Origin of the sequence: Sphingobacterium siyangense (assembly GCF_007830445.1) — a bacterium.
Classification (GTDB): domain Bacteria; phylum Bacteroidota; class Bacteroidia; order Sphingobacteriales; family Sphingobacteriaceae; genus Sphingobacterium; species Sphingobacterium siyangense.
This window is the reverse complement of sequence record NZ_VLKR01000006.1, coordinates 145,784-171,009: the sequence shown is the minus strand read 5'-3', so window position 1 is coordinate 171,009 and position 25,226 is coordinate 145,784. Positions and strand designations below refer to the sequence as shown.

Genomic DNA, 25,226 nt, shown 5'->3' with positions numbered 1-25,226 from the left:
CAGTTATTTTATGAACAAACAGCTATCACGTCCATTTTGGGCTCTGAGCATGCTACTCGGTGTAAGTGCTTCGGCATTCGCGCAACAGGCAACGCTAAAAGGGCGAGTAATGGACCAGAAGGGGAGTTCCTTGGTCGGTGCTACACTGCGCTTCGAGGATATTCAAAAATCACTGTCTACCAATGCGAATGGGGATTTTAGCTTGGATAGACTACAAACAGGGAAATTACGTCTGAAAGTAAGTATGGTCGGATACGCGACCTTGGATACCTTGATCCAGGTCAACGATGGACAACATCCGTTAAACATTTACCTTAAATCCAATACCAGTGCACTGGAAGAGGTTGTAGTGATTGGTTATGGTACACAAAAGAAAAGTGACCTGACGGGTTCAATCAGCACAGTATCTGCAAAAGATTTTCAAAAAGGACAGATCTCCTCGCCGGAGCAACTCATTATGGGGAAAGTTCCAGGCGTACAGATTACAACAAGTGGGGGGCAGCCGGGTGCAGGAAGCACCATCCGTATCCGTACCGGAGCTTCATTGAACGCCAGTAACGATCCGTTAATTGTCGTAGATGGAATTCCATTGGCAGGTGGTTCTGTATCCGGGGTAGCTAACCCATTAAGTTTGATTAACCCAAATGATATCGAGACATTTACAATTTTGAAAGATGCCAATGCAACAGCCATTTATGGTTCGCGGGCGTCGAATGGGGTTATTTTGATCACGACAAAAAAAGGCAGTCGCTCAGGAACACAAATCAACTTCTCTACACAGAATTCATTGGCTACCGTAGCCAATAAAGTAAAGTTGCTCAACGCCGATCAAATCCGCGATTATGTCAATACAAATGGTAGTGATGCCATGAAAAAGTTGTTGGGAACAGCAAATAGCGACTGGCAGGATGTGATTTATGGCAATGCATTTACAACGGATAATAACGTTAATATTGCTTCCAGCGGGCAATATGCCTTACCGTATATCTGCGGGCTATATGAACCAGGATGGGGTATTGAAAAATGATAACTTAAAACGAACTACTGCTGCATTGGCATTAACGCCAAAATTTCTGGACAATCATCTTTCATTGGATGTAAATGTCCGTGGTACCTGGTCAAAATCGAAATTTGCGACACAAGACGCAATCGGAGCAGCCATTCAGTTCGACCCGACCCAACCTGTCTATGTGGATGATAAAAATAGTTTTGGCGGGTATTATGAGTGGATTCAAGGGGGGAAACCTAATCCCAATGCACCACGAAATCCTTTAGCCTTGTTGGATTTACGCAAAGATAATGGCGATGTGTTTAGAAGTATTGGAAATGCAAAGGTGGATTATAGTTTTCATTTCCTGCCGGAGCTGCATGCCAACTTAAACGTTGGATACGATCTGGCGCGTTCGAAAGGGAACACATTTACACCAGCGATAGCTGCACGTAATTTTAATGAAGGGGGTGAAAGAACCCAATATAAAACCGATATCAACAATAAAACGCTGGAGTTTTATTTAAAGTATGATAAGGAATTACCTACAATCAAAAGTACGATAGACGCGGCGTTGGGCTATGGCTACTATAAAAATAGCAGTAAGGTTTATAATTTTAACCGTACAAATGCGGAAGGTGATAAGATCCTAAATGAGCCAACTCGACCTTTTGATAAACCCGAAAATCTGTTGATCTCTTATTATGGGCGTCTGATTTATACCTATGACAACCGGTATGTTCTGTCGGGAACCTTGCGGTCGGATGGTTCTTCCCGTTTTAGTCCTGATAACCGTTGGGGATATTTTCCTTCTGTAGGATTCACCTGGCGCGCCAAAAATGAAGGCTTTTTAAAAGATATAGCTGCAGTGTCCGAACTGAAGCTCCGTTTAAGTTATGGAAAAACCGGGCAGCAAGATGGCATCGCCAACTACTCTTATTTGCCTAATTATACCATCAGCGGCAACGAGTCGATGTATCGCTTTGGTGATGAATACTACTATTTAAGTTCACCTGTGGCCTACGATAAAGACATTCGTTGGGAAAATACAACAACCTATAATGCCGGAGTTGATTTTGGCTTTAGCAACAATCGGGTCTATGGTAGCGTGGATTATTACTCGAAAAAGACCAAAGACCTGCTCAGCACGATTCCCGTTCCTGTAGGCTCTAACTTTAGCAATTTCCTATTGACCAACGTGGGTAACATGGAAAACCAGGGGCTGGAGTTTAATGTACACTTCGTCCCGCTAAAAACGGATAATTCGACCTTGGACATCGGTTTTAACCTAACTTATAATAAGAGTAAAGTAACCAATCTGACACAGAGTGATGATCCGAACTTTATTGTAGAGACCGGTGGTATCCGTGGTGGAACAGGCGGAAATATCCAGGCGCATAAGGTTAATTTCATGCCAAACAGTTTCAATGTTTTCCAACAGGTATATGATGAACAGGGGCATCCTGTCGAAGGTGTCTATGTTGACCGTAATGGAGATGGCGTTATCAGCGATAACGATCGCTATCTGTATAAATCACCGTTACCGAAATATCTTTTGGGTTTTACGGCGGCATACAGCTATAAAAAATGGTCGGCAACAACGGTATTGCGCGCAAATTTGGATAATTATGTCTACGACAATGTTTCCTCTAATTTGGGAAGTGGAGCTAATATCAACGATCAGGCCGTTCTGGTGATTAATAATGCGCCGGTAGATTTTTTAAATACCAATTTTCTGCTCAAACAGCTCCGAAGTGATTACTACATTAAGAACGCTTCGTTTTTGAAAATGGATAATGTCAACCTGAGTTATAACCTTGGAAAATTTATCCGGAATAGTAACGCTTCAATGTCGATTTCTGCAACTGTACAAAATGTATTTACGATCACCAATTATAAAGGTGTTGACCCAGAGATATCTAACGGTATAGACGATCGCTTTTATCCGAGGCCAAGGACTTATGTATTGGGTGTAAATGTGAGTTTTTAAACGATATAACAATGAAAAAATTAAATAAATATATAGGTGTATGCTTGCTGGCTATAGCACTGAGCAGCTGCCATAAGGATTTGGATCTAAAACCGACCAACGACGTAACTGCAGATGTAGCCTACAGTGATTTTAAAGGCTATACCTCCTCTTTCGCAAGATTATATGGATCATTGACCTTAACCAGTACATCGGGGCCGAATAACTCTGATCTGGGAGGATTGGATGCCGGTACATCGGATTTTTTACGCCTCTTTTGGAACGCACAGGAACTTACAACCGATGAAGCCGCCTGTGCCTGGCTCAATGATTCGGGGATTAGCGGACTGGATTACCTCGATTTTGACGATAGCAATCCCATGCTCCGTGGTCTTTATACCCGCTGTGTCTATAGTGCCACACTTGTCAATGAATTTTTAAGAGAAAGTACAGATGCTAAATTGGCCGAACGCGGTATTTCAGATGCCGATAAAAAAGAAATCGCTTATTATCGTGCCGAAGCAAGATTCTTACGTGCTTATAATTATTGGGTGCTGCTTGATTTGTTTGGAAATCCACCATTTGTAACCGAAGAAACTCCTGTCGGAAAAGTATCGCCGCCTCAGATCAAACGACCTGAACTTTTTGCGTATGTAGAGAAAGAGCTGTTGGAAGTTGCAGGCCAGCTAAAAGGTGCCAAACAGAATGTATATGGTCGTGTCGATCAAGTTGCGGCATGGGGGCTGTTGGCTCGTTTATACCTCAACGCTGAAGTTTACCTGGGTGCCGGTAATAAGAAATATACCGAAGCGATTACATACGCAGAAAAAGTACTGAACTCGAGCTATAGTTTGGGGACAAATTATCGGGAGCTCTTTTACGCGGATAATGATGTGAACAACCCCGAATTTATTTTCTATCTACCTTATGATGGAACCAAAACACAGAGCAAGGGTGGTACAACTTATCTGATCAATGCAGCTATTGATGCAACGATGGATCCCACTTCATTTGGTGTACCGGGCGGCGGTTGGGCCGGAAATCGGACACGCGACAATATCGCAACGATTTTCGGAGACTACAGCGGAGCAACGGACAAGAGGGCAATGTTTCACTTAAATACGAGCGTTAAAATTGAAGATATCGCCGTCTATAAGCAAGGACTGGCGGTTACCAAATTCCGCAATGTGAACAAGGACGGAAAAACTGCTCCTCCGGCAGCTGAAGGTTTCGTTGCTTCGGTGGATTTCCCGTTGATCCGTTTGGCAGAGATGAACTTGATCTATGCTGAGGCGACATTGCGTGGCGGCTCTGGCGGCAGCTTGGCCAAAGCACTGGACTATGTCAATAAACTGCGTGTACGTGCCTATGGAAACAACAGTGGGAACTTAACGAATCTTTCTTTGGATGATATTCTCAATGAGCGTGTGAAAGAATTATACTGGGAAGGATTTAGACGTTCGGATTTAATCCGCTATGGCAAATTTACGGGTGATAATTACCTCTGGCCTTTTAAAGGTGGTGTGCTTGCAGGTCAGGCAGTTGCCGGGTATAGGACGTTGTTTCCACTTCCTGCTTCGGATATTATTGCGAACTCCAATCTTGTACAGAATCCAGGCTATAATTAATCAGCATCGGACAGGAAGAACGGCGAGTCTCTTCCGGTCAATGTAGCCTTACCTGTAATAAGACAATTGTTGACAGATGAAACCGGGCAATATCTATTGTTCGACGCATTGGCGAATGGTCAGTTACCCGGGCTTTCATCAGCTATTGAAAACAAAAATTAAACAGATGAAAATTAGACACTATATCGGAATCATGCTGCTATTTATCGTGGCGTTCCAAAGTTGTAAAAAAGACGAGACGCGCGCTATATTGGCTAGCGGGGAGAGCATAAAGCCGGCAACTTTAAGCCTCGATAAAACGAATGTAACCTTGTCAAAAGATAACGCAGAGGATACGGTACTGCACCTCAATATGATTCAGCCTGACTTTGGTTTTCAGGCCGCAGTAACCAACGTCCTGCAGTTTGGACTTAAAGGAGATAATTTTAAAACAGTAAAAGAAGTTGTCATTCCCAACGGTCGGACAAGCCTTGGATTTACAGGCTATGAATTGAACAGCTATTTACTTTCTCTTGGTGTTCCGACGGGAACGGCTTCGGACTTTGATGTACGCCTCAAGTCGAGTATCAATACTAAAATTACGGTGGTGTTTTCTGCGTTAGCTAGTCTTAAAGCAATCCCTTTTGCTTCGACCAGCTATTTGTACGTTCCAGGAGCTTATCAGGGATGGGATCCGGCCACTGCTGAATCGATAGTCTCCCCAACAAGCAACGGCATCTATACGGGCATTATCTCCTTTCCGGAAGCGAATTCGGAATTTAAGATTACGACAGAGCGCAATTGGGCAAATTCCTATGGACAGACTGCAGATGGTAAACTCGCTTTTAATGGCGGTGGAAATATAAAAGCTCCCCGTGCAGGAAATCTGGAAATAGAAGTCAATACGACGGCAAATACCATTTCATTTAAAGATCACAATTGGGGTATTATTGGTAGTGCCACGCCTAAGGGCTGGGATGCCGATACGGATATGAAATTCGACAATGCCAATCAGGTATGGAAGCTCACAGTGAGCTTAACTGCAGGCGAGATCAAATTCCGTAAAAACCACGATTGGGGAACGAATTTCGGCGGAGCTAACGGCAGTCTGATTGCCGGCGGGGCCAATATCGCGGTTGCGAATGCCGGTACGTATGATATCGTCGTGGATTTCAATGCAAATACATATACGTTGACAAAGAAATAAAAAACGATGTTTAAACTAAATAAAAAGATTACCACAGTATTCGTGGCACTAATGGTGTTTGGATGGAGCCCCCTAATGGGGCAATCCATCCAACGTGTAGAACCCCTAAACTGGTGGGTAGGAATGGAAAATCCGACCTTGCAGCTTGTTGTCTATGGACCTCAGATAGGGAAAAGCGAGGTACAGGTGGAGGATAAAGGGATAGAACTTGTCAAAGTCAATCGCGTAGAAAATCCCAACTACCTGTTTTTGGATGTCAAGGTGGCTGCTTCGGCCAAACCAGGATGGTCAACTTTTACGTTTAGTCAGGGAAAGAAAAAACTAACCTATCGTTATGAGTTGAAGCAAAGGGATCAAAAAGTAAAAGCACAGGGTGTGAACAATGCCGATTTGATCTACCTGATTATGCCCGATCGTTTTGCCAATGGAAATAGAGAAAATGATCAGGTGAAAGGCATGTTGGATATGAGTTTAAACCGAGACTCGATGTATCTGCGTCATGGCGGTGATCTGGAAGGCATTATCGGAAAGCTGGATTACCTACAAGATCTTGGGGTGACATCCTTGTGGCTGACTCCTGTGTTGACCAATGACATGCCCCAGGCTTCATATCATGGTTATGCCAACACCGAAACCTATCATATTGATCCCCGTTTTGGTAGCAACGATACCTATGTCCAATTGGGTGAACAGCTGCATAAACGTCAGATGAAACTGATTTTTGATGTGGTGCCCAATCATATCGGAAGTTATCATTGGACGGTAAAAGACAAGCCGATGGCCGACTGGCTCAATGAATGGCCTACCTATACGCAGACATCTTACAAAGACCAGGCAGTTTTTGATCCTTATGCCTCGGCAGATGACAAAAAGAAAATGGTCAAAGGCTGGTTTGTTCCCACAATGCCCGATATGAACGAACAAAACCCATACGTTCAAAATTATCTGACCCAAAGCCATATCTGGTGGATAGAGACTGCGGCAATAGATGGATTCCGAATTGATACCTATCCGTACAATGATCTTGATTTTATGGCCAAATGGACAGATCGCATTCTGCAGGAGTATCCAAAATTCACCTTTTTTGGTGAAACATGGGTACATGGTGTGGGGAACCAGGCCTATTTTCTGGGTGGAAAACGAGTTGGTCAGGAGGTCGATTCCAAGCTGATGGGTGTGACGGATTTTCAGCTTAATTATGCCATAGGTGATGCACTCAACCAAAAGACAGAATGGACCGCCGGAGCCAATAAATTGTATTCAACCCTCGCTTCAGACTTTCTGTACCCACATCCCGAGCAAAATGTGCTTTTTTTGGATAACCACGATAAAGATCGTTTTTTCTCCGTTGTCGGTGAAAATGTGCAGAAATATAAATCGGCAATGGCTTGGCTTATGACAACAAGGGGCATCCCACAATTGTACTACGGGGCTGAAATTCTGATGAAGAATTTCTCAAATCCAGATGGTTTATTACGGGAAGACTTTCAGGGTGGTTTCGCGGGTGACAAACTGAACAAGTTTACCGCAGGCGGAAGGACTAAGGCAGAGCAGGATATGTGGACTTTTGTTCAAACGCTAGCCAATTATCGTAAACGACATGCTGTATTACAAACTGGTAAAACGATGCAGTATGTGCCCGAAGATGGTGTGTATGTGTATTTCCGCTACAACGAGCAACAGACGGTTATGGTCGTGATGAATTGCAATGATTCGACGAAAGAGATCAAACTGGATCGTTTTAAGGAAAGAAACAGCAGGGTCAGATCCTATGTTGATATTATCCAAAAACAGGAAACCACTCCAGCTGACAATACCTTGAAACTGGAAGCTTATGAGACTAAAGTTTTGGAGCTTAAGTTTTAATACAATTTAAAATTCTATAGAATTCATTTTTCAATGATTAATTATACTACTGTAAAAGCCGTAATATTTGATTTGGACGGTGTGTTGGTGGATACGGCAATCTACCATTTTCAAGCTTGGCATAGATTGGCCGAAGACTTGGGCTATTCGTTTTCCATTGTTGACAATGAGCAGCTGAAAGGTGTCAGCCGGATCGAATCCCTGGAGCTTATTTTAAAATGGGCCGGGGTGGAAAAGTCCGAAGCTGAAAAAGCGGATTTACTGGTGCTTAAAAACCAATGGTACCTGGAGTTGATTGAACAGCTGAGTCCTGACCACTTGCTTTCGGGTAGTTTGGAACTTTTGAAAAAACTACAGCAAAAAGGAATTAAGATTGGACTTGGTTCGGCCAGCAAGAATGCAATGGGTATCCTTGAAAAAACCGGAATTAAAACCTATTTCGATGCGCTGATCGATGGGAATGTAGTGCAGCTTTCTAAACCCAACCCGGAAGTTTTCCTTAAGGGGGCCGAGGTGCTGGAGATTGCGCCGGCCCACTGCCTGGTGCTGGAAGATGCACAGGCTGGAATAGATGCAGCACGGGCAGCCGGTATGCAGGTAATAGGTATAGGCCTGGAAGAACATCTCAGGGGAGCGGATTTGGTCGTGGCAGATTTAGGGACCTTAGTCGATAAATTTTAAAATTTAGGAGAAATTCAATAGCGGAAAGCATGCTGTAGATGGTATCGGTAAATAGGGCAATCATTTATTTGCCTTCGATTCCGAGCATGCGGTGAAAAAAATAAAAAGATGAAAACATATATCAAACATAACCCTTGGCAAATTATCGAAGATACATTTCGCCCCGAACATAATGAATTTTCGGAAAGTATCTTCGCTATTGGTAATGGTCGGATGGGGCAGAGGGCTAATTTTGAAGAACAATTCAGCGGGAAATCTTTGCAAGGGTCGTATTTGGCCGGTATTTATTATCCGGACAAAACACGTGTAGGCTGGTGGAAAAATGGGTATCCGGAATATTTTGCCAAGGTCATCAATTCCATCGATTGGATAGGCCTGGATATTCTGGTCAATGGGCAGGTGCTGGATCTGAACAAAGTTACGGTCAAATCTTTTGAGCGCCGACTGGATATGCAGCATGGCGTTTTGTACCGCAGTTTTGTCGTGGAAATGCCAGACGGAGCACAGCTTAAGGTAGAAGCAAGCCGGATGTATCATCTGTTTGCTTCCGAAACAGCTTCATTGCAGTACAACATCCAGGCGCTTTCTGGTCCAATTACATTGGAGATCAGGTCGCAGTTAAATGCTGAAGTCGTTAACCGTGATAGTAACTATGACGAGCAATTTTGGGAAAGTACAGCGCAGGGTAGGGATGGTGAAAGTACCTTTGTGGTAGCGCGCACCAAGAAAACGGGTTTTGAGGTCTATGCCATGCTTAAAACGAGTGTAGCAGGTCGAACAGCGGTCGTGGAAGTGCACGATACCGTCGCAAGTCCGGGCTGTATGACAGAGATCTATCAGACAGATCTTGCTGAATCTCAAATTTGTCGTGTTGAGAAGCGCGTTGCCATTGTCACCTCGCAGAATCACCTGCAAGCTCAGCTAAAAGAAGCTGCTTCGGTTAATCTACACCAATTGAATGGGCTGAGTTATGAGCAGTTAAAGGCTCAACAGGCAGCAGCCTGGCAAGCGATCTGGGCAGAAAGTGATATTGAAATTAGTGGTGATGTCGCAGCACAGCAGGCAATACGCTACAATATTTTCCAGCTTAACCAGACTTATACCGGCGAAGATGAGCGCCTCAATATTGGCCCTAAAGGTTTTACAGGTGAAAAATATGGTGGTGTCACGTATTGGGATACCGAAGCATATTGTATTCCATTTTACCTGGCAACACAGTCACCAAAGATTGCCCGTAATTTGTTGATTTATCGTCATCAGCAATTGGAAAAGGCAATCGAAAATGCCGCTAAACTCGGCTTTAATCGGGGCGCTGCACTCTATCCCATGGTTACGATCAATGGTGAGGAATGCCATAATGAATGGGAGATAACATTTGAGGAGATTCATCGCAATGGAGCCATAGCATTTGCAATCTATAACTATGTCCGTTACACCGGAGATCAGGATTATATCTGGTCACATGGATTGGAGGTTTTGGTTGCAATAAGCCGTTTCTGGGCACAGCGTGTCAATTGGAGTGCCGATCGCAAGCAATATGTTATGTTGGGCGTGACGGGACCAAACGAGTATGAAAACAACGTAAACAATAACTGGTATACCAATCGTATTGCTTCGTGGTGCCTTCAATATACACTGGACTGTTTAAAAAAGTTGGTGCAGCTGAGCGACGGTAATGCTGACGTATTGAAAAGGAAGCTGGCCGTAGCATCGGAAGAACAACAAAAATGGCAGCACATTGTCGATAACATGTATTATCCGTTTGATGCGCAACGCAATGTGTATTTGCAGCAAGATGGCTTTTTGGATAAAGAGCTGATTCCAGTGGCAGAACTTGATCCCTCTCAACGCCCTATTAACCAGCATTGGAGTTGGGATAGGATTCTGCGTTCCTGTTATATCAAACAGGCCGATGTATTGCAAGGTTTTTACTTCCTTGAGGATCAATTTGACCTGGACACCCTAGCTCGACATTATGAATTCTATGAGCCTTTTACGGTGCATGAAAGTTCACTCTCTCCCTGCGTACATGCGATATTGGCGGCTAAATTGAACAAGCCGGAAAAAGCGTATGAATTCTATCTGCGCACCTCGCGTTTGGATCTGGATGATTACAATAACGATACCGAAGACGGTTTACATATTACATCGATGGCGGGTACCTGGATGACAATCGTGGAGGGCTTTGCAGGAATGCGGATTAAGGAAGGACAATTGTATTTAGATCCGATGTTGCCCAAAGAATGGGAAGGCTATAAATTCCGGGTGTTATTTCGTGGAGCGACTTTACTGATTGCAGTAGATGCCGATGGCTATACGATCGAAAATGTCAGTGATACTGCAGTCCATATCCAGACGGTAACCGAAGCTTTCGTGCTTCCTGGGCAAAGCAAAAAACAGGTATTTCAGCTGAGATAAACCCCAGTTTTCAGCAGTGAAAGAACCTATCTTATGCTGCTGAAAATAACGGTTAAATGGTAATTAAATTGTATTTTGTCTTAAATTTTGATAGCCTATTATGGGAAATAAACCTGAATTAAGCATTAGCCAGGTCATCAATATGAGTTTTGGATTTCTGGGGATACAAATGGGTTTTGCTCTGCAAAATGGCAACGCCTCCCGTATTCTCCAGACATTTGGTGCTGATGTGGAACATCTTTCACTTTTTTGGCTTGCTGCTCCGATCACGGGGATGATTGTACAGCCAATTATAGGTCATTATAGCGATCGAACCTGGAATAGACTAGGCCGGCGTCGACCTTATATTTTGGTGGGGGCACTGTTAACTACCCTGACTTTATTTTTAATGCCCAATGCGGCATTATTGACAACATTATTGGCGCCACTTTGGATCGGTGCTGGCTTATTGATGTTTATGGATGCTTCCATCAATGTGACCATGGAGCCCTTTCGAGCGCTGATCGGTGATAATCTGCCGAGCAGTCAGCGGAGTTTGGGCTTCTCGGTACAGACGTTTTTAATCGGGATTGGCGCTGTCCTTGGCTCGCTACTTCCCTTTATGTTGACGAAGTATTTTCATGTAGCAGGTACTTCTGAAGCCGGGCAGGTACCGAGCAATGTTATCTACTCCTTTTATGTAGGCGGTTTTGTCCTGCTTCTAACGGTGTTATGGTCTGTGTTCAAAACAAAAGAGTACTCACCTACAGAACTTCAGACTTTTTCGGATACGGTTGCTATTGAACAGGATGCGGCACCAAAGTTTGGCTTGCGTTCTATCTTTAGCGATATCGGTAAGATGCCATTGATCATGCGCAAGTTGGGCTGGGTTCAGTTTTTCTCCTGGTTTGCCCTTTTTATGATGTGGGTGTATACCACTCCAGCTATTGCTGATTCGGTTTTTTACCTGCGGGAAGGAAATCGGCAGGATCTCTATATGGAGGCTGCCAATTGGGTAGGTGTGCTTTTTGGTATTTACAATGGAGTCTCGGCCTTGTATGCCTTGTTTATTCCGCGGATAGCTAAACATTTTGGGCGTGGAAAAACGCATGCTCTTGGGCTTTCCATTGGTGGGCTTTCGTTAATTTCATTATTTCTGATCAAAGATGCCAATCTACTGATTCTTCCTATGATCGGTATTGGTATCGCTTGGGGAAGCATTTTGGCAATGCCCTATGCAATTTTGAGCGATCATTTACCTACGGGTAAAATGGGGGTCTATATGGGGCTATTTAATTTTTTCATTACCCTACCTCAGATTGTATGTGGATTTTTTGGTGGCATGATCATCAAATATTTTTTTCATGGCCAATCCATTTATGGCTTGCTATTGGCCGGCATATTTATGTTACTGGCGGCATTCTTTGTTCCAAAGCGTAAGAATTAAGTTCATGCCATTATCGTAGACGTAGGCTAAACCTTCTACGTCTACGTTTTTTTTCTTCGCTAGCGTCTTTCAATAAGATTTTCGAGCTCCTTGTATTTGTCCCCGATTCTTTCTTTACCTAGGGACGGTTTCTTTCTTTATCAAGTGCCGATATTCTTTTGGCATCTCGGGAACAGTTTTTACGCCATTGGAATAATATTCTTCCTGGTACTAGAACTGGTGTTCATCACTTGCTGTTTTCAAGAATATAGCTGCTTGGCGACATGCCATAGTGCTTATGAAAGTCCCTTGAAAAATTGGATTGTACGGTATAACCGACCATCGTTGATACCTGGGTGATGTTATATTCTTTTTGGGTGAGTAGTTCTGCCGCCTTTTTCAACCGTGAAATATTGATCAATTCATTGGGTGTGAGGTCGGAGAGTCCTTTGATTTTACGGTAAAGTGTTGGACGGCTCATATGCATCAATTTGGCGAGTTCATCCACATTGAGATCTATCGTTGAAATATTCTCATAAATAACCGTATTCAGCTGACTGATAAAATCTTTGTCGGGTGCTGAAACGTTAATATCCATTAAGTTGGAATTGGAAGAATTGGTCAGGTAATTCTTGATAATTTTACGGTTTTTGAGGATGTTGCGTATCTGTACCATGAGGAATTCAAGCGAAAAAGGTTTTTCGATATAGGCATCGGCACCATTTTTTAATCCCTGAATTTTTGAATCCAGCGCATTTTTTGCCGTTAGAAAAATAACGGGAATATGGCTATACAGAATATCTGTTTTGATGCGTTTGCATAGCGCTAGACCATCCATAATGGGCATCATAATATCTGTTAGTACAAGTTGTACATTCTCTTGGTCTAATATTTCAAGGGCCTCGGCACCATTCCCTGCCCGTAGAACAGTGTAGCTGGTTTTCAATTCTTTATTGAGGTAGGCCAATATTTCTTTATTGTCCTCGACGAGTAGAATCACCGGCTTTTCTTCCTCCTGTTCATCGGATCTATCATGCAATACATGATCGTCATTATCTTCCTGAAAAGATTTGATGTCGAGCGATTGTTCCTGAAAAATTGGGATCGATAGCAGGAATATATTGCGGTTTTCCTCCAGATGTACAAGGGATAAGTTTCCTTGGTGCAATTCGACCAAGGAGCGGGATAAAGGAAGACCAATTCCCGTCCCCGTATCTTTATCGGATTCATTTAAGCGATAAAATGGTTCAAATATTTTTTCTCTTTTCTCAAAAGGAATGAGCTCACCATCATTCTTAAACTCGATATTGAACATAATGTCATCGCTATTAAAAGGGAGGAGTTTGACATAGACTTCTTGATCCGCATATTTGATGGCGTTGTGAATCAGGTTGGTAAAGATTTTTCGAAGGGCTTCCTCATCCACATAAGCCGTGAGACTGATACGCGGGAGACTGAGGTCATAGTGCAGCTGTTTATCTTTTGCGAGATAATTTAAATCGTGAAATACTTCGGATAGGAGGGCATTAATATCCGTTTTAGTAAAAATAAGGCTCATATTGTTGGTTTCTGCTTTTCTAAAATCAAGTAATTGGTTGGTGAGGCGAATTAATCGTGCCGTGTTTTTTTCAATCAGCGCAAGGTCTTTGGCTGTGTCGCGATCGGTAAATTTATGGTTATTGATTATTTTCTCAAGGGGCATTTTGATCAGCGTGAGTGGCGTACGAATTTCGTGGGCCAGGTTGGTGAAGAATTCCAGCTTGAGGTTATATATTTCCTGTTCTTTTTTTCGTTCATAACTATCCATCTTTTGGGCGTTGTTGGCCTTTATAAGGAGAAAGTAATACCGTAATACGAGCAATGCAATGGTGCCGAAGCTCAAAAAATAAAGTAAGTATGCCCAACCTGACTGCCACCAGGGTGGCGAAATGATGATGAGCAGTTTTTTTTCATCCGGATTCCAGACGCTGTTGTTATTTGCACCTCTGAACTTAAACGTATAAGTGCCCGGAGGAAGTTTATTGTAATAGATTTTTTGATTGCCTGTAATATCGGTCCAGTCTTTATCGTAACCTTCCATGATATAACGATAAGGATTGCTCTTTGGGGAAACAAAGCTCAAGGCGGCGATATTGAAGCTAATATTGGAATTGTCGTAGGTCAGTCGGATCTCTTCTGATAGGGAGATGGATTCTTTCAGTATGCCATTTTCACGAACCGGTACGCTCACATTGTTAATCTGAATGCCGCTGATGAACATAGGTGGAATAAAGCTGTTCTTAATGGATTTTGTCGGGTTGAAGCTTACCATCCCTTTGATAGTCCCGAAATATAAAGTCCCGTCGCTATCTTTATAAGCCGAATTATAATTAAACTGATCTGCGGGAAGCCCGTCTCTCGATGTATAGATGACCCTACGCGGGACACCTTCGTCCAGTCTGACCAGTCCACCACCGGTAGATATCCAGATGCTCCTGTTGTCATCTTCCAGGACCTTGAATACCTGATTGGAAGGTAAACCGGATTCGGTCAGATAATTGGTGAAGTGCCCATCACGACGGTATTTTGAGAGGCCGCTTTCGGTGCAAAACCACAAGTTATTTTTGCTGTCTTCAAATAGACCGTTGACGTAATTATTGACGAGTGTATTTTGTTTACCTTGTTCGGATAACAGATGCTGAATTTCTCCCGAACTGCGGTTATATTGGTAGACCCCGCTACCGTAGGTGTTGATCCAGAGTATACCATATTGATCTTCATAAATGCCTTGTATCCATGCGGTAATTGGAAGGAGGTCAAAACTGTCGCTATTTTTGTTGTAGCGGTATAGTGCGCGGTCTGTCCCGACAAACATGCTGTTGTCTTTAGACTTATAGAGGCATACGGCAAAGCTGCTTTGTAAGGGGCCTTTGCCGATACGATCATAGTGTTTTTTTAGTTTTCCGGTTTTTACGTCGAGAATGTCTAGTCCATGTGTTGTGGAGCCTACCCAAAGATCGTCACCAATTGTTGCCAGGCCATGAACATTGTTATGCGCTATACTTCCTTTTTTTCCATTGGCAAGGAAATGCTGAATCTGTTGTGTTTGAGCATCTATTTTGTTCAGGCCGCCATCTTCTGTTCCTATCCAGAAATTTCCATAGCGATCTTTTTTGATATCGTGTACAATATTGCCTGATAGGGCCGATTTTCCGAATCCGGATAGATACTTTTTGAAATTGTCGAATTGGTTACTGTATTGGTTAAAGCCGCCGAAAAATGTTCCAAACCAGATGTTGTCTTCACGGTCCCGATAGAAATTCAGGACGGCATTGTCAGATATGGCAAATGGATTGAGCAGATCTTTTTTAATGTGTTGGCTCTGACCCGTGTGAATATCATAGGTATATATTCCAGTTTCTGTTCCAATCCAGTATACTGACTCCGTTTGTTGAATAATACAGTTTGCCTGGATGACTTTACTGGGGTAATGACTTGCAAATAGATTTTTTAACCGGCCGTTTTTGAAATCAAACAAATAAGCCGAATTGATTGTACCGACCATTAACAGAGAATCATTGATGGCGTAAACGGTTTTGGTATTTGCCAATGCTTTTCGATCGATTTTTTTAAGGTCAACTTCGACAAATTTACTCGTATTAACCTGATACCGTTGTATGATACTGTTATTGTCCGTTGTCCATAAGCCGCCTTTTTTGCTACTGGTAATCGCTACAATGGTATTTTTGTTCTGATCAAATGGAATTATTTCTGTTGTATAAGAATTATAGCGATAAAGTTTTCCGTTCGAAAGTAACCAGATAAAACCGGCGTATTCGTGTATGGCATTTACTTCACCGATTGGTACACCCCTGAATGGTGTAAAATTTTCTTTAATAGGATCGTAACAATAGGTACCGCGTGTGGTTCCCACCCATAGCACTCCTTTACTGTCTGTGAGAATACTTAAAATGGACGAACTTCCGATACTTGTAGAGTCTGAAGCATTGTGTCTAAATATCTTAAATTGATTGCCATCAAAGCGATTGAGGCCATTCCTTGTCCCTAACCATAGAAAACCCTGAACATCCTGTGTAATACATTTGACTGTGCTATTAGAGAGACCGTCGTGGGTTTGATAATTTTTAAAATAGATCGATTGTGCCTGCACGTTAATACATGCTAGCAAGATATATAAAAGGAGTATGGTGGTTATTCTTTTCAAAACTGATTACGTTGAACTAAAAATAGTCAATTAAAAGATAAAAAAGAGTTTTACTGATACGCTTTGATATAAAATTGAGACGCTCTGATTGGACTAGCTACAAGGATTTCCGCATTTTTATAAAACAATAATAACCAAATATAAACGTATGTTTCGCCCTAGAATTATGACAGGTAAGTCCTGTGTCCTTGTTTTTCAGTTTGTTAGGTTTTTGTTTTTACCTGTGAGACATGATGTTCACGATGCTTTGGTTTTGAATTTTGGCTTTAAAGGCCTTGATACCCAGCGCTACGTCTTTGGCATTATTGGGGAAGACTATACGCATTTCAAAAGGGCTTTGGAGCCTAAAAAATATCATTAAAAATCACTTAGTATCATTTGTGTATCCTAGATGCACGATATAAAAATCAATTAAACCACCAATCAAAAAGCGTATGAAAAATAAACTACTTGCACAATGCGTAATGACGCTTACATTTTTGCTTGTATCTTTTATTGTAGTTGCCCAGACGAAAGTCTTGAAGGGAAAGGTTGTAGATGAGACTCAAGGTCCATTGGCAGGAGCTACAATTAAGGTAAAAGGGGGGACCGCGGCTACAACAACAGACACGGAAGGTTCCTTTACATTTACTGTTCCCAGTGAAGCGAAAACGCTGGAAGTATCCTTTATTGGATATACTTTAAAAGAAGTACCCATTGTGGGAAACGATATCACCGTAGCGCTGGAACCTAGTGCCGGTCAGGGCCTAGATGAGGTCGTTGTGATCGGTTATGGTACGGCCCGTAAAAAAGATCTAACGGGGTCTATGGTCACTATTGGAGCGAAAAACTTCAATAAGGGGATCATGACGAGTCCCGATCAATTAATACAAGGAAAGACACCAGGGGTTATGGTGATTAATAATACGGGGCAACCTGGCGGATCAACCACAGTACGTATCCGTGGAAACTCATCGATCCGGGCCAGTAACAACCCGTTATTTGTGCTGGATGGTGTGCCTATGTCGGGTAATTCGCCTCTGCCCGAAGGAAGAGGAGGCTTTTCTTCCGATAGAGGAAATCCTTTGACTTACTTGAATCCGGGTGACATTGCTAGTATGGACATCCTTAAAGATGCATCGGCTACAGCAATTTATGGTTCACGTGGGGCAAATGGCGTTGTCATTATTTCGACGAAAAGAGGTAAAGTAGGGCAGCCCGAGGTTTCTGTAGGAGCCTCAGCAGGTGTTTCTACCATGCGGGAATATCCTGATGTGTTAGATGCTGCTCGATTTAGAGAAGCGTTGAAATATTATACACCATCTGAAGTCGCAAATGCTGATTTCGGTGGCAATGAGGATGCTTTTAAAGCGATCACAAGAAAAGCGATCACGCAAAATTACTATGCTGATGTAGCTGGCGGAACCGAGTATGGTAAGTATCGCCTTTCAGGTGGATATTTAAACCAAAACGGTATTATTCGTGGATCACAGCTGAAGAAATACACAGCCAATTTTAACGGGAATTTCCGTTTTCTGGAAAACAAACGATTGGGATTGGATTTTGCAGTCTTTTTGACGCAAATGGATAATAAATACGCACCGATCAATGCGATGGTAGGTTCGGAAGGAAATGTGATTTCCCAAGCCTTACAATGGAATCCGACACGACCATTACGGGACGATCAAGGCAATTTAACCTTTGTCAGTTCAACTACGCGAAACCCATTGACAAGTATTGACGCCTTTAAAGATTTGGCGACAACAAATACCATGGTAATCAACTTGGCGCCATACTATAAAATTACAGACGATTTGGAATATCGCTTTATCTATAGTGCAATGCGACAAACTGGAAACCGTGAAGGTATGTACCGCGCAGGACTTATTGATCCTTCAGCTGTGAACAATGAGCAGGCCTTTATTTCCAATAACGGAGAAACCAACTTGCAAATGACGCATATGCTCTCTTACAATAAACAAATCAATTCAGATTGGAGTGTCAATGCGGTAGCAGGCTACGAGTATTTGGATTATAATTATAATAATAACATTTCCTTTGGCGGTGGATTTCGCTACCTGGGGTTAGATTATTTTGACTATCTACAATATACGCCTGTTTCCACGCGTGAAATATCGTCGTATAGAAGTCCAACAAACCAATTGCAATCGCTTTTTTTACGGGGCGGCTTCAATTACTTAGACCGTTATTTATTCACTGCAACAGTGCGAAGGGATGGTTCAACGAAATTTGGTTCAAACAACAAATACGCCATGTTCCCTTCGTTGGCCGTAGCCTGGAATGTTAATCAGGAAGAGTTTTTAAAGTCTTCCGGTATCTTTGACCAATTGAAAGTGCGATTGGGTTGGGGAAAAACAGGTAACCAAGAATTCCCTTCTGGTGCCTCATTGAATAGATTGGTCTTCGGTAATCAGAGTGTAAGCCAGGCTAACTATGGAAATCCTGACTTGAAATGGGAAACTTCGACGACGATCAATGCGGGTATAGATTTCGGAATCTGGGGCAACCGTCTATATGGATCCATTGATTATTTTAATAAAAAGACCACAGATGCGCTATTTGAGCAAACGCTTGCACAGCCAGCTCCTGCGGGACGTATTTGGGTAAATTTGGACGGTGAGATTGTCAATAAAGGGGTAGAGGTCGCGTTGACAGGTACAATTATTAAAAATGACAATTGGACTTGGGATTTGACAGGTAATGCAACGTTTCTTAAGAATAGTGTAAGTGGCCTTGTTGGTTATTATGAGACAGGAGCACTCCGCGGACAAGGTTTTTCTGGTGTATTGGGACAACGAATGGTCAATGGCCAGCCATTGAATGTATGGTATTTGGCCGATTACCAAGGTATCGACCCGCAAACCGGAATGAGCATGTACCGTGGACAGGATGGTAGTATCAGTACGGCCAACGATCCTGCAATTAATAAGTTTTATATGAACAGTCCAAATCCAACCACATTATTGGGTATCTCCACCAATGTAAATTATAAACAGTTTTCTTTGGCTGCCAATATGAATGGCGCTTTTGGACATTATCTATTCAATAATACGGCAGCGACGACTTTGGGATTGAGCAATTTGTCATCACGGAATATCGGTTCAGCATTCTTTAATACAGCTGTAAAAGAGTCTACTTCCAATTCGGCTGCGCCTTCGACGCGATTCCTTGAAAAAGGTGATTATCTAAAAATGGCTAATCTTACTTTAAGCTATCGTGTTGGAAATGTAGGTAGAACACTTAAGAACTTAAATGTATCCCTTACTGGACAGAATCTTTTCATCATCACGAAGTATACAGGATTTGATCCAGAGGTGAATACAGATGGTGCAACAAATGGTATTCCTTCGTTGGGTATCGAATATTTACCCTATCCACCGGCAAGAAATATCCTATTGGGGGTTAACTTCTCACTTTAAGCGTATACTGTAGATCATTAGATAATAAAAAGAGGAGAGCATCAAGATGGATTTAAACGTATTAGTGAATGAATAAAAATGAATAAATCTGATCGCCTCATTACAAATGAAACACCAAAGGCAGTATGAATGCCTTACAGTCAAAATGGATGAATAAATAATCAAATTTAGACGGATGAAAAAGATGAAATTAAGAACTTTATTATATATCGGAATAATTGGCTCCATTGTAACAAGTACATTTTCTTGTACGAAACTAAAGGAGGAATTTAAAGGAGAATTAGAGGAAGGGACATCCAATGTGGATCCTGGAAGCTTGTTGATCACAGCTTATAATTCATTGAATACCCCTTATCAGCAGGAACAGCGCTGGGTGATGCAGGAAATATCAACGGACGCAGCCATGGCTCCTACACGGGGAGGTGACTGGGATGATAATGGGATGCATCGTGCGATCCATTTACATACCTGGAATGCTGATAATGGTTATATGAACAATACATTTGTAAGTCTTGGTACAGCCATCTATAATGCGGGTAATGTGTTGCGGTATAATCCGAGTGCACAGCAAGGTGCTGAAGCGAAGTTTATTCGTGCGTTGGTCATGTTCGATATGTTGGATCTCTATGGCGTAGTACCCGTCCGGGAAGGAGCCTCTTTTGAAGATTTTAGAATCGCACCAGAGGTGTTACGGCCACAGGCGGCTATTGATTATATCGTGAAGGATCTCAACGAAATTATAGCGAGTTTGCCTGCAAACGGTCCGAAAGCAGCCTATGTAGCCAATAAAAATGCGGCAAAAGCATTGCTGATGAAGATTTATTTGAATAAGGGAACATTTTTAAACAGACAAGCTCCTTCTTTTGCTGCCGAAGATATGAATAAAGTGGTGGCCTTAGCCAAGGAAATTACGGCTTCGGGATCCTATACTGTTTCTGCAAAGGGCAAGTACTTTGATAATTTCGCGCCCGATAACGACGAAAAGTCTACCGAAAATATTTTCACTTTATATAATAAAAATGGCGATAGAGGTGGAAATGTGGATCGTACCTGGAATACTATTGCGCATTATAATATGAGACCTGGGGGCTGGAACGGTTGGTGTACATTATCAGATTATTACGATAAATTTTCGGATGCCGATGAAAGAAGAGGAATTTACTATAATTATCCGGCTGATACGACTTCTAACAGAACAAAAGAATTCAAACGTCAAAATGTAGGTTTTTTTGCAGGACAGCAATACAATTGGAGTACAAACAAACCATTGATGGCGCGAAATCCAGCGAATGCACCTTTGGTCTTCACGCGTGAAGTGACCATCCGGACCTCTGGAGCTACATTGGAAACAGCGGGTATCCGTCCAATGAAGTATGCCTTTGATTATGCTGTCACTGGTCAACGAAACAACGACTGGGTAGTCTTCCGTTATGCCGATGTATTGCTGATGCAAGCAGAGGCTATTCTGAGAGGTGGAACAGGAACAGCAACAGAGGCACTCGGTTTGGTCAATACTATTCGGACGAACCGTGGTGTTAATAACCTGACGGCATTGACGCTCGATAATTTATTGGATGAGCGTGCTCGCGAGTTATATTGGGAAGGCTGGAGAAGACAGGATTTAATTCGTTTTGGTAAATTTTTATTGGCCTGGCAAGAAAAGGCTGCGGATGCCGATCCCAAAACATTGGTTTATCCAATCCCGAGCCAACAGATTGCCGTCAATCCAAATTTGAAGCAAAATACGGGTTATTAATTTGCTATATATGCATCAGTAAAACAAGCAACTTCAAGAAGTTCGTTTTATTTTAAAAGGTATTTAGCTGATAGGAACTTACTCTTATCAGCTAAATACCTTCTTTTTTTGAAACAGGTCGTTTCTTACAATTCGTTTCTTTTGACCAGAAAGAACCAGCAGTTTACTTTCATGACAGTTGGTTCTTGTGAGACCAAAAAGCTTTTAGGAAAGAAGGTGCTTAAAATAGAGATAGAAGCAATTGCTTTATTGAAAAATATTGTCTTGTTTTTTTGATAAAAAATAATCACTTTAGAGGTGGATAACTAGCCAAAAAGCATGGGTCATATTGATGGATCAAATTGAAATTCTGTCAGATACCAATTTCGATATTCTTTGTGAAAAGGATAACAGCATTGAAACAAGACTATCTAAATGTAGATTATGATTAATAAAATCCTACAGCGGGCACCTACAAACGAAAAAGAGTTTTTTTTAGCTTATCGTTATTGGTACAGGAAATTATACTATTTTCTGTATCAGAAGACCCAATGTTCGAATCTTGCTGAAGATGTCGTCCATATAAACGCAAAAACGAAATGTAAGAATTTTTAAAACCAAATGTTACAAAATTTTTCTATATTTGATTAACGTCATCAAGGGATTAACTCCCTTGACTCAAAAAATTTTAAAAGGAAAAGGGAGCTACAAAGCTCCCTTTTTTATTATTCTTTACGGTTAACCATAAATTATATTAAATACCCTTACCGACCTTAGCTATATGATAAAAATAATTTTACCAAGTAGCGATGTTATTGAAGCAATCAACAAAGCTAAAGAGGATCACTTGTTTGTAACTGGTTTCTTCATTAAATACAATGTGAAATTCAACGAATCAAGTATTGAAATTGAACCCAAAGAGGGATTTGAGTACAATTTAAGAGACGTCTTTCATCTCGGTTGGGCAGCAAGGGAATACATGTAATTTAATGGCCGTTTAAATTAAATTTAAACGGCCATTAAAATCTATTAAATATCAAATAATATAAGGCGCTTCATTGGATTACTAGGATCGTAATTTGCAGTCATTACCTCGATCATATTTTACAATTTATTAGCAATGTAATTCATTAACATATTAGATATTTGATTGATACCAACATCATGAGGATGCACAACATCAGCAGGAGTGCTGTATTTAGTATCATTTTGAACCGAAATAGTTGTAGAAGCATTTGCAGGATAATTCCAAGCAAATGACCTATCAACCGACATGATCACAGGCACAAAATCAAGTTTGAAATTTAAACTTTCCAAAGTAGTTTTTAATGATTTAACTAATACAATTGCTCTCTCTAGATAATTACTAAAAAGAGTATTCCATATCAGATTAACATTTACTACCAATAATCCTGAAATTCCAACAACAACTTGTTTTGTAGGATTCGCAGTTGCATATTGCTTTAATCGATTCACAACTATCTCAATCCCCAGTAGCGCATCTTCAACACCTTGAGTGGTCTGCAAATGGTTTACATCATTAAATCCCCAATTAGAAATAAATATCAATTTATCCCCGACAATAATGTTGTGGCCACTTACATATCTTTCAAAGTCAAAGGTGTAATAATCTCCGCTATATCCACCATCTAATTGTGATTGTGTATAGTTCTTTTCATTATCCAACCCACCACTCGACACATGGTTTTCAAAGCACCAAGTTGGATTATTGGATATTTGTGCTGGTGTAGCTGGATAAATGAATGGATTTTGATTAATATCACTATCAGATCCTATCGGCTGAGGAAGGATTGCTTTAGCTTCATTGAACCTCTTAGTAGTCTTACCTATAGCTTGACGGTACTCCCAGCTTGAGCGACCTTCATTCCTTGTTGTCACTCCTGATATAATATCAGTCATGGTTCCTTGATAATTCAAGTTGATACCCTTTGCTGTCAATTTTCTATTGACGTTGCCCATCATATTAAAGTCTGTAATTGAGTCACCTGCTCCTATAACGGTGGCAGTCTTACCCACTAAGTCAGAACTGTTGACTTTATGAACTGTCAAGTCCTTGTAGTACGCTACATTATTAATACTCTTATTTTCAGAATATTTAGCAGAAATCCGTAGCGAGCTACCTAATTCTGAAGGACTAATCAAAGCACTATGAGGCACGTGATTCATCATGGGGTAATCTCCATCTATTCGTCCATAATAAAGGTTTACTCTATCTAAGTCGAATGAGCTTGAAAATACCGATTGCTTGAATATTGGCAACTTAGCATCATCTAAAAAGTAAATGTTGTTAGGCAATATCAAACGATGGGAGGTCGCTGTTACAGGCTTGTATAATCTTGTAGGAATAAAAATACGTGGACTTAGTAAAGCGCCTGTGGTAGTCCCAACTGTCGAATAACTAACATTTTCATGCACTGAGAAATCAACATCTATATAACCTATCTCAATATTTGCAAAACCTTTCTTATAAATAGGCAACCTTTGAACGCCTGATTGTATAGTCGGGGTTGATATATAAGCTAAAGTACTTGCTGATGGAGCAATTGTATACAAGAAGTTACTTCCGCCGCCCGAATCAATTCTTGCTATTGCAAAATAGATAAGATAAGCATTTTGTGTGGAGTTAAAATTGTTTAGATTGTAGTTTAATAAATAGTAATCTACGCCTAAATCTACATCGGCATCAAATATCACTATATTTTTCAACGATTTGTATAATTGACGATTGAAGTTGATATTTTTATTTGAAAATGGAAATATGTCAACCCCTGCTTTTTGGGCATTGTCCTTATATTTTTTAAAAATAGACTTCTTCAATATTCCATACATCGAAGTATTATTGTAGTTTCCCGAAGTGCGGATTTTGGAAAAATCAAAAGTGACACTTCCTATTGCTACATTAGAATTACCTGATTTATAGATAGAGAAAGTCTTTATTCCTGTGTAATCACCTCCTGTTATATTACCATTTCCCGATGGTGCTATACCGTATAGATTACCCGATGACATCTCGGTAGAGTATATATTAAAGTACAACACATTATCTGTTGTTCTAATGCCAAGACCTCTGATGTAGTAGTCTTTGTTCAAGTCAACCGCTTCATCCCATATTTCTAGATCCAATATTCCCCAATTACTTGATGAACGTTGGTATTTTGTATCGGTGAATATAAAGGATTCGTTACTTTTTACGTCAATCCAATCCGTTAGATTTGTCAATAGGGATGTATTTAAATTTTTTGTGCTTAAATACTCAAAGTTTTCACTATTTCTTATTACTTCATTTATTAAATATCCATCAACTTTATTTGCATCCCATAATTTACTTAAAGTTCCCCCGTCAGCTCCTTTTGACATAGGTACCTGATCTTGTATTCCCCAAACCTTTGTTGCACCAGTCCAAAAAAGAATACCTTCATAGTTCGGATTAATGGGATACTGAGCACCTTTGTAAGTAAATGTTTTGCCAGCTGTTCCTCCCAGAACTCTGGCAGTTTTGTTTTTAGTCTGAAAAGAAAGATCAGGCAACTCCATAACGCCCGGCTCAAGGATGACGGCAGAATCATCTGTCCATCCTTCAACTTGCGATGCCGGAATCTTTGTATCTTTATGCCAATAACTATCGATCCAATCGCCGAATTGATTAGCTGTAGGCATTTTAAATGCTCCAAACCATTCTTTTAATTTTGATATAGGTTGTTTCATG

General features: G+C 41.3%; 13 protein-coding genes. 11 read left to right on the top strand and 2 right to left on the bottom strand.

The window, feature by feature from the left end:
- Positions 1-10: 10 nt before the first annotated feature.
- The 8 genes from IQ31_RS27850 (at position 11) to IQ31_RS07835 (ending at position 12,162) form a co-directional block, all read left to right on the top strand.
- Complete coding sequence (locus tag IQ31_RS27850) at positions 11-1,027, top strand: TonB-dependent receptor plug domain-containing protein (RefSeq protein WP_244294414.1); 1,017 nt, start codon at positions 11-13, stop codon at positions 1,025-1,027.
- Positions 972-2,978 carry a SusC/RagA family TonB-linked outer membrane protein gene (locus IQ31_RS07865; RefSeq protein ID WP_244294412.1) on the top strand — a complete coding sequence of 669 codons (2,007 nt, stop codon included), beginning with the start codon at positions 972-974 and terminating at the stop codon, positions 2,976-2,978. The genes IQ31_RS27850 and IQ31_RS07865 overlap by 56 nt, the downstream gene beginning before the upstream one ends.
- Positions 2,979-2,989: 11 nt before the next feature.
- Entirely contained in the window at positions 2,990-4,585 is a 1,596-nt protein-coding gene (locus IQ31_RS07860) for a RagB/SusD family nutrient uptake outer membrane protein (protein WP_145327659.1), read from the top strand.
- 166 nt (positions 4,586-4,751) lie between these two features.
- Complete coding sequence (locus tag IQ31_RS07855; protein ID WP_158638823.1) at positions 4,752-5,771, top strand: SusE domain-containing protein; 1,020 nt, start codon at positions 4,752-4,754, stop codon at positions 5,769-5,771.
- Positions 5,772-5,777: 6 nt separating this feature from the next.
- Positions 5,778-7,637: a glycoside hydrolase family 13 protein gene (locus tag IQ31_RS07850; protein WP_145327658.1), complete on the top strand. Its 1,860-nt coding sequence runs from the start codon at positions 5,778-5,780 to the stop codon at positions 7,635-7,637.
- 33 nt (positions 7,638-7,670) lie between these two features.
- Positions 7,671-8,318 carry a beta-phosphoglucomutase gene (pgmB, locus tag IQ31_RS07845; RefSeq protein WP_145327657.1) on the top strand — a complete coding sequence of 216 codons (648 nt, stop codon included), beginning with the start codon at positions 7,671-7,673 and terminating at the stop codon, positions 8,316-8,318.
- Positions 8,319-8,426: 108 nt separating this feature from the next.
- Positions 8,427-10,736 carry a family 65 glycosyl hydrolase domain-containing protein gene (locus tag IQ31_RS07840; protein ID WP_145327656.1) on the top strand — a complete coding sequence of 770 codons (2,310 nt, stop codon included), beginning with the start codon at positions 8,427-8,429 and terminating at the stop codon, positions 10,734-10,736.
- 100 nt (positions 10,737-10,836) lie between these two features.
- Complete coding sequence (locus tag IQ31_RS07835; protein ID WP_145327655.1) at positions 10,837-12,162, top strand: MFS transporter; 1,326 nt, start codon at positions 10,837-10,839, stop codon at positions 12,160-12,162.
- A 226-nt stretch (positions 12,163-12,388) separates the two neighbouring features.
- Here the strand turns inward: IQ31_RS07835 and IQ31_RS07830 are convergent, their stop codons facing one another.
- Entirely contained in the window at positions 12,389-16,345 is a 3,957-nt protein-coding gene (locus IQ31_RS07830) for a hybrid sensor histidine kinase/response regulator transcription factor (protein ID WP_244294410.1), read from the bottom strand.
- Between the two features lie 434 nt (positions 16,346-16,779).
- On the opposite strand from IQ31_RS07830, the gene IQ31_RS07825 reads away from it, so the two are divergent.
- The 3 genes from IQ31_RS07825 (at position 16,780) to IQ31_RS07815 (ending at position 22,484) form a co-directional block, all read left to right on the top strand.
- Positions 16,780-19,764, top strand: a complete 2,985-nt coding sequence (locus tag IQ31_RS07825) for a SusC/RagA family TonB-linked outer membrane protein (RefSeq protein WP_145327654.1) — start codon at positions 16,780-16,782, stop codon at positions 19,762-19,764.
- A 184-nt stretch (positions 19,765-19,948) separates the two neighbouring features.
- Entirely contained in the window at positions 19,949-21,520 is a 1,572-nt protein-coding gene (locus IQ31_RS07820) for a RagB/SusD family nutrient uptake outer membrane protein (RefSeq protein WP_145327653.1), read from the top strand.
- 760 nt (positions 21,521-22,280) lie between these two features.
- Entirely contained in the window at positions 22,281-22,484 is a 204-nt protein-coding gene (locus IQ31_RS07815; protein WP_145327652.1) for a hypothetical protein, read from the top strand.
- A 119-nt stretch (positions 22,485-22,603) separates the two neighbouring features.
- Here the strand turns inward: IQ31_RS07815 and IQ31_RS07810 are convergent, their stop codons facing one another.
- The gene (locus IQ31_RS07810; protein ID WP_145327651.1) at positions 22,604-25,225 is read right to left on the bottom strand and encodes a hypothetical protein; all 2,622 of its coding nucleotides are present in this window, start codon (positions 25,223-25,225) and stop codon (positions 22,604-22,606) included.
- Position 25,226 lies beyond the last annotated feature (1 nt).

Coding starts and splice junctions, on each gene's coding strand:
- IQ31_RS07825 (WP_145327654.1), top strand. CDS start 16,780: ATGAAAAATAAACTACTTGCACAATGCGTAATGACGCTTACATTTTTG.
- IQ31_RS07840 (WP_145327656.1), top strand. CDS start 8,427: ATGAAAACATATATCAAACATAACCCTTGGCAAATTATCGAAGATACA.
- IQ31_RS07855 (WP_158638823.1), top strand. CDS start 4,752: ATGAAAATTAGACACTATATCGGAATCATGCTGCTATTTATCGTGGCG.
- IQ31_RS07820 (WP_145327653.1), top strand. CDS start 19,949: ATGAAATTAAGAACTTTATTATATATCGGAATAATTGGCTCCATTGTA.
- pgmB (WP_145327657.1), top strand. CDS start 7,671: ATGATTAATTATACTACTGTAAAAGCCGTAATATTTGATTTGGACGGT.
- IQ31_RS07810 (WP_145327651.1), bottom strand. CDS start 25,225: ATGAAACAACCTATATCAAAATTAAAAGAATGGTTTGGAGCATTTAAA.
- IQ31_RS07865 (WP_244294412.1), top strand. CDS start 972: ATGCCTTACCGTATATCTGCGGGCTATATGAACCAGGATGGGGTATTG.
- IQ31_RS27850 (WP_244294414.1), top strand. CDS start 11: ATGAACAAACAGCTATCACGTCCATTTTGGGCTCTGAGCATGCTACTC.
- IQ31_RS07850 (WP_145327658.1), top strand. CDS start 5,778: ATGTTTAAACTAAATAAAAAGATTACCACAGTATTCGTGGCACTAATG.
- IQ31_RS07815 (WP_145327652.1), top strand. CDS start 22,281: ATGATAAAAATAATTTTACCAAGTAGCGATGTTATTGAAGCAATCAAC.
- IQ31_RS07860 (WP_145327659.1), top strand. CDS start 2,990: ATGAAAAAATTAAATAAATATATAGGTGTATGCTTGCTGGCTATAGCA.
- IQ31_RS07835 (WP_145327655.1), top strand. CDS start 10,837: ATGGGAAATAAACCTGAATTAAGCATTAGCCAGGTCATCAATATGAGT.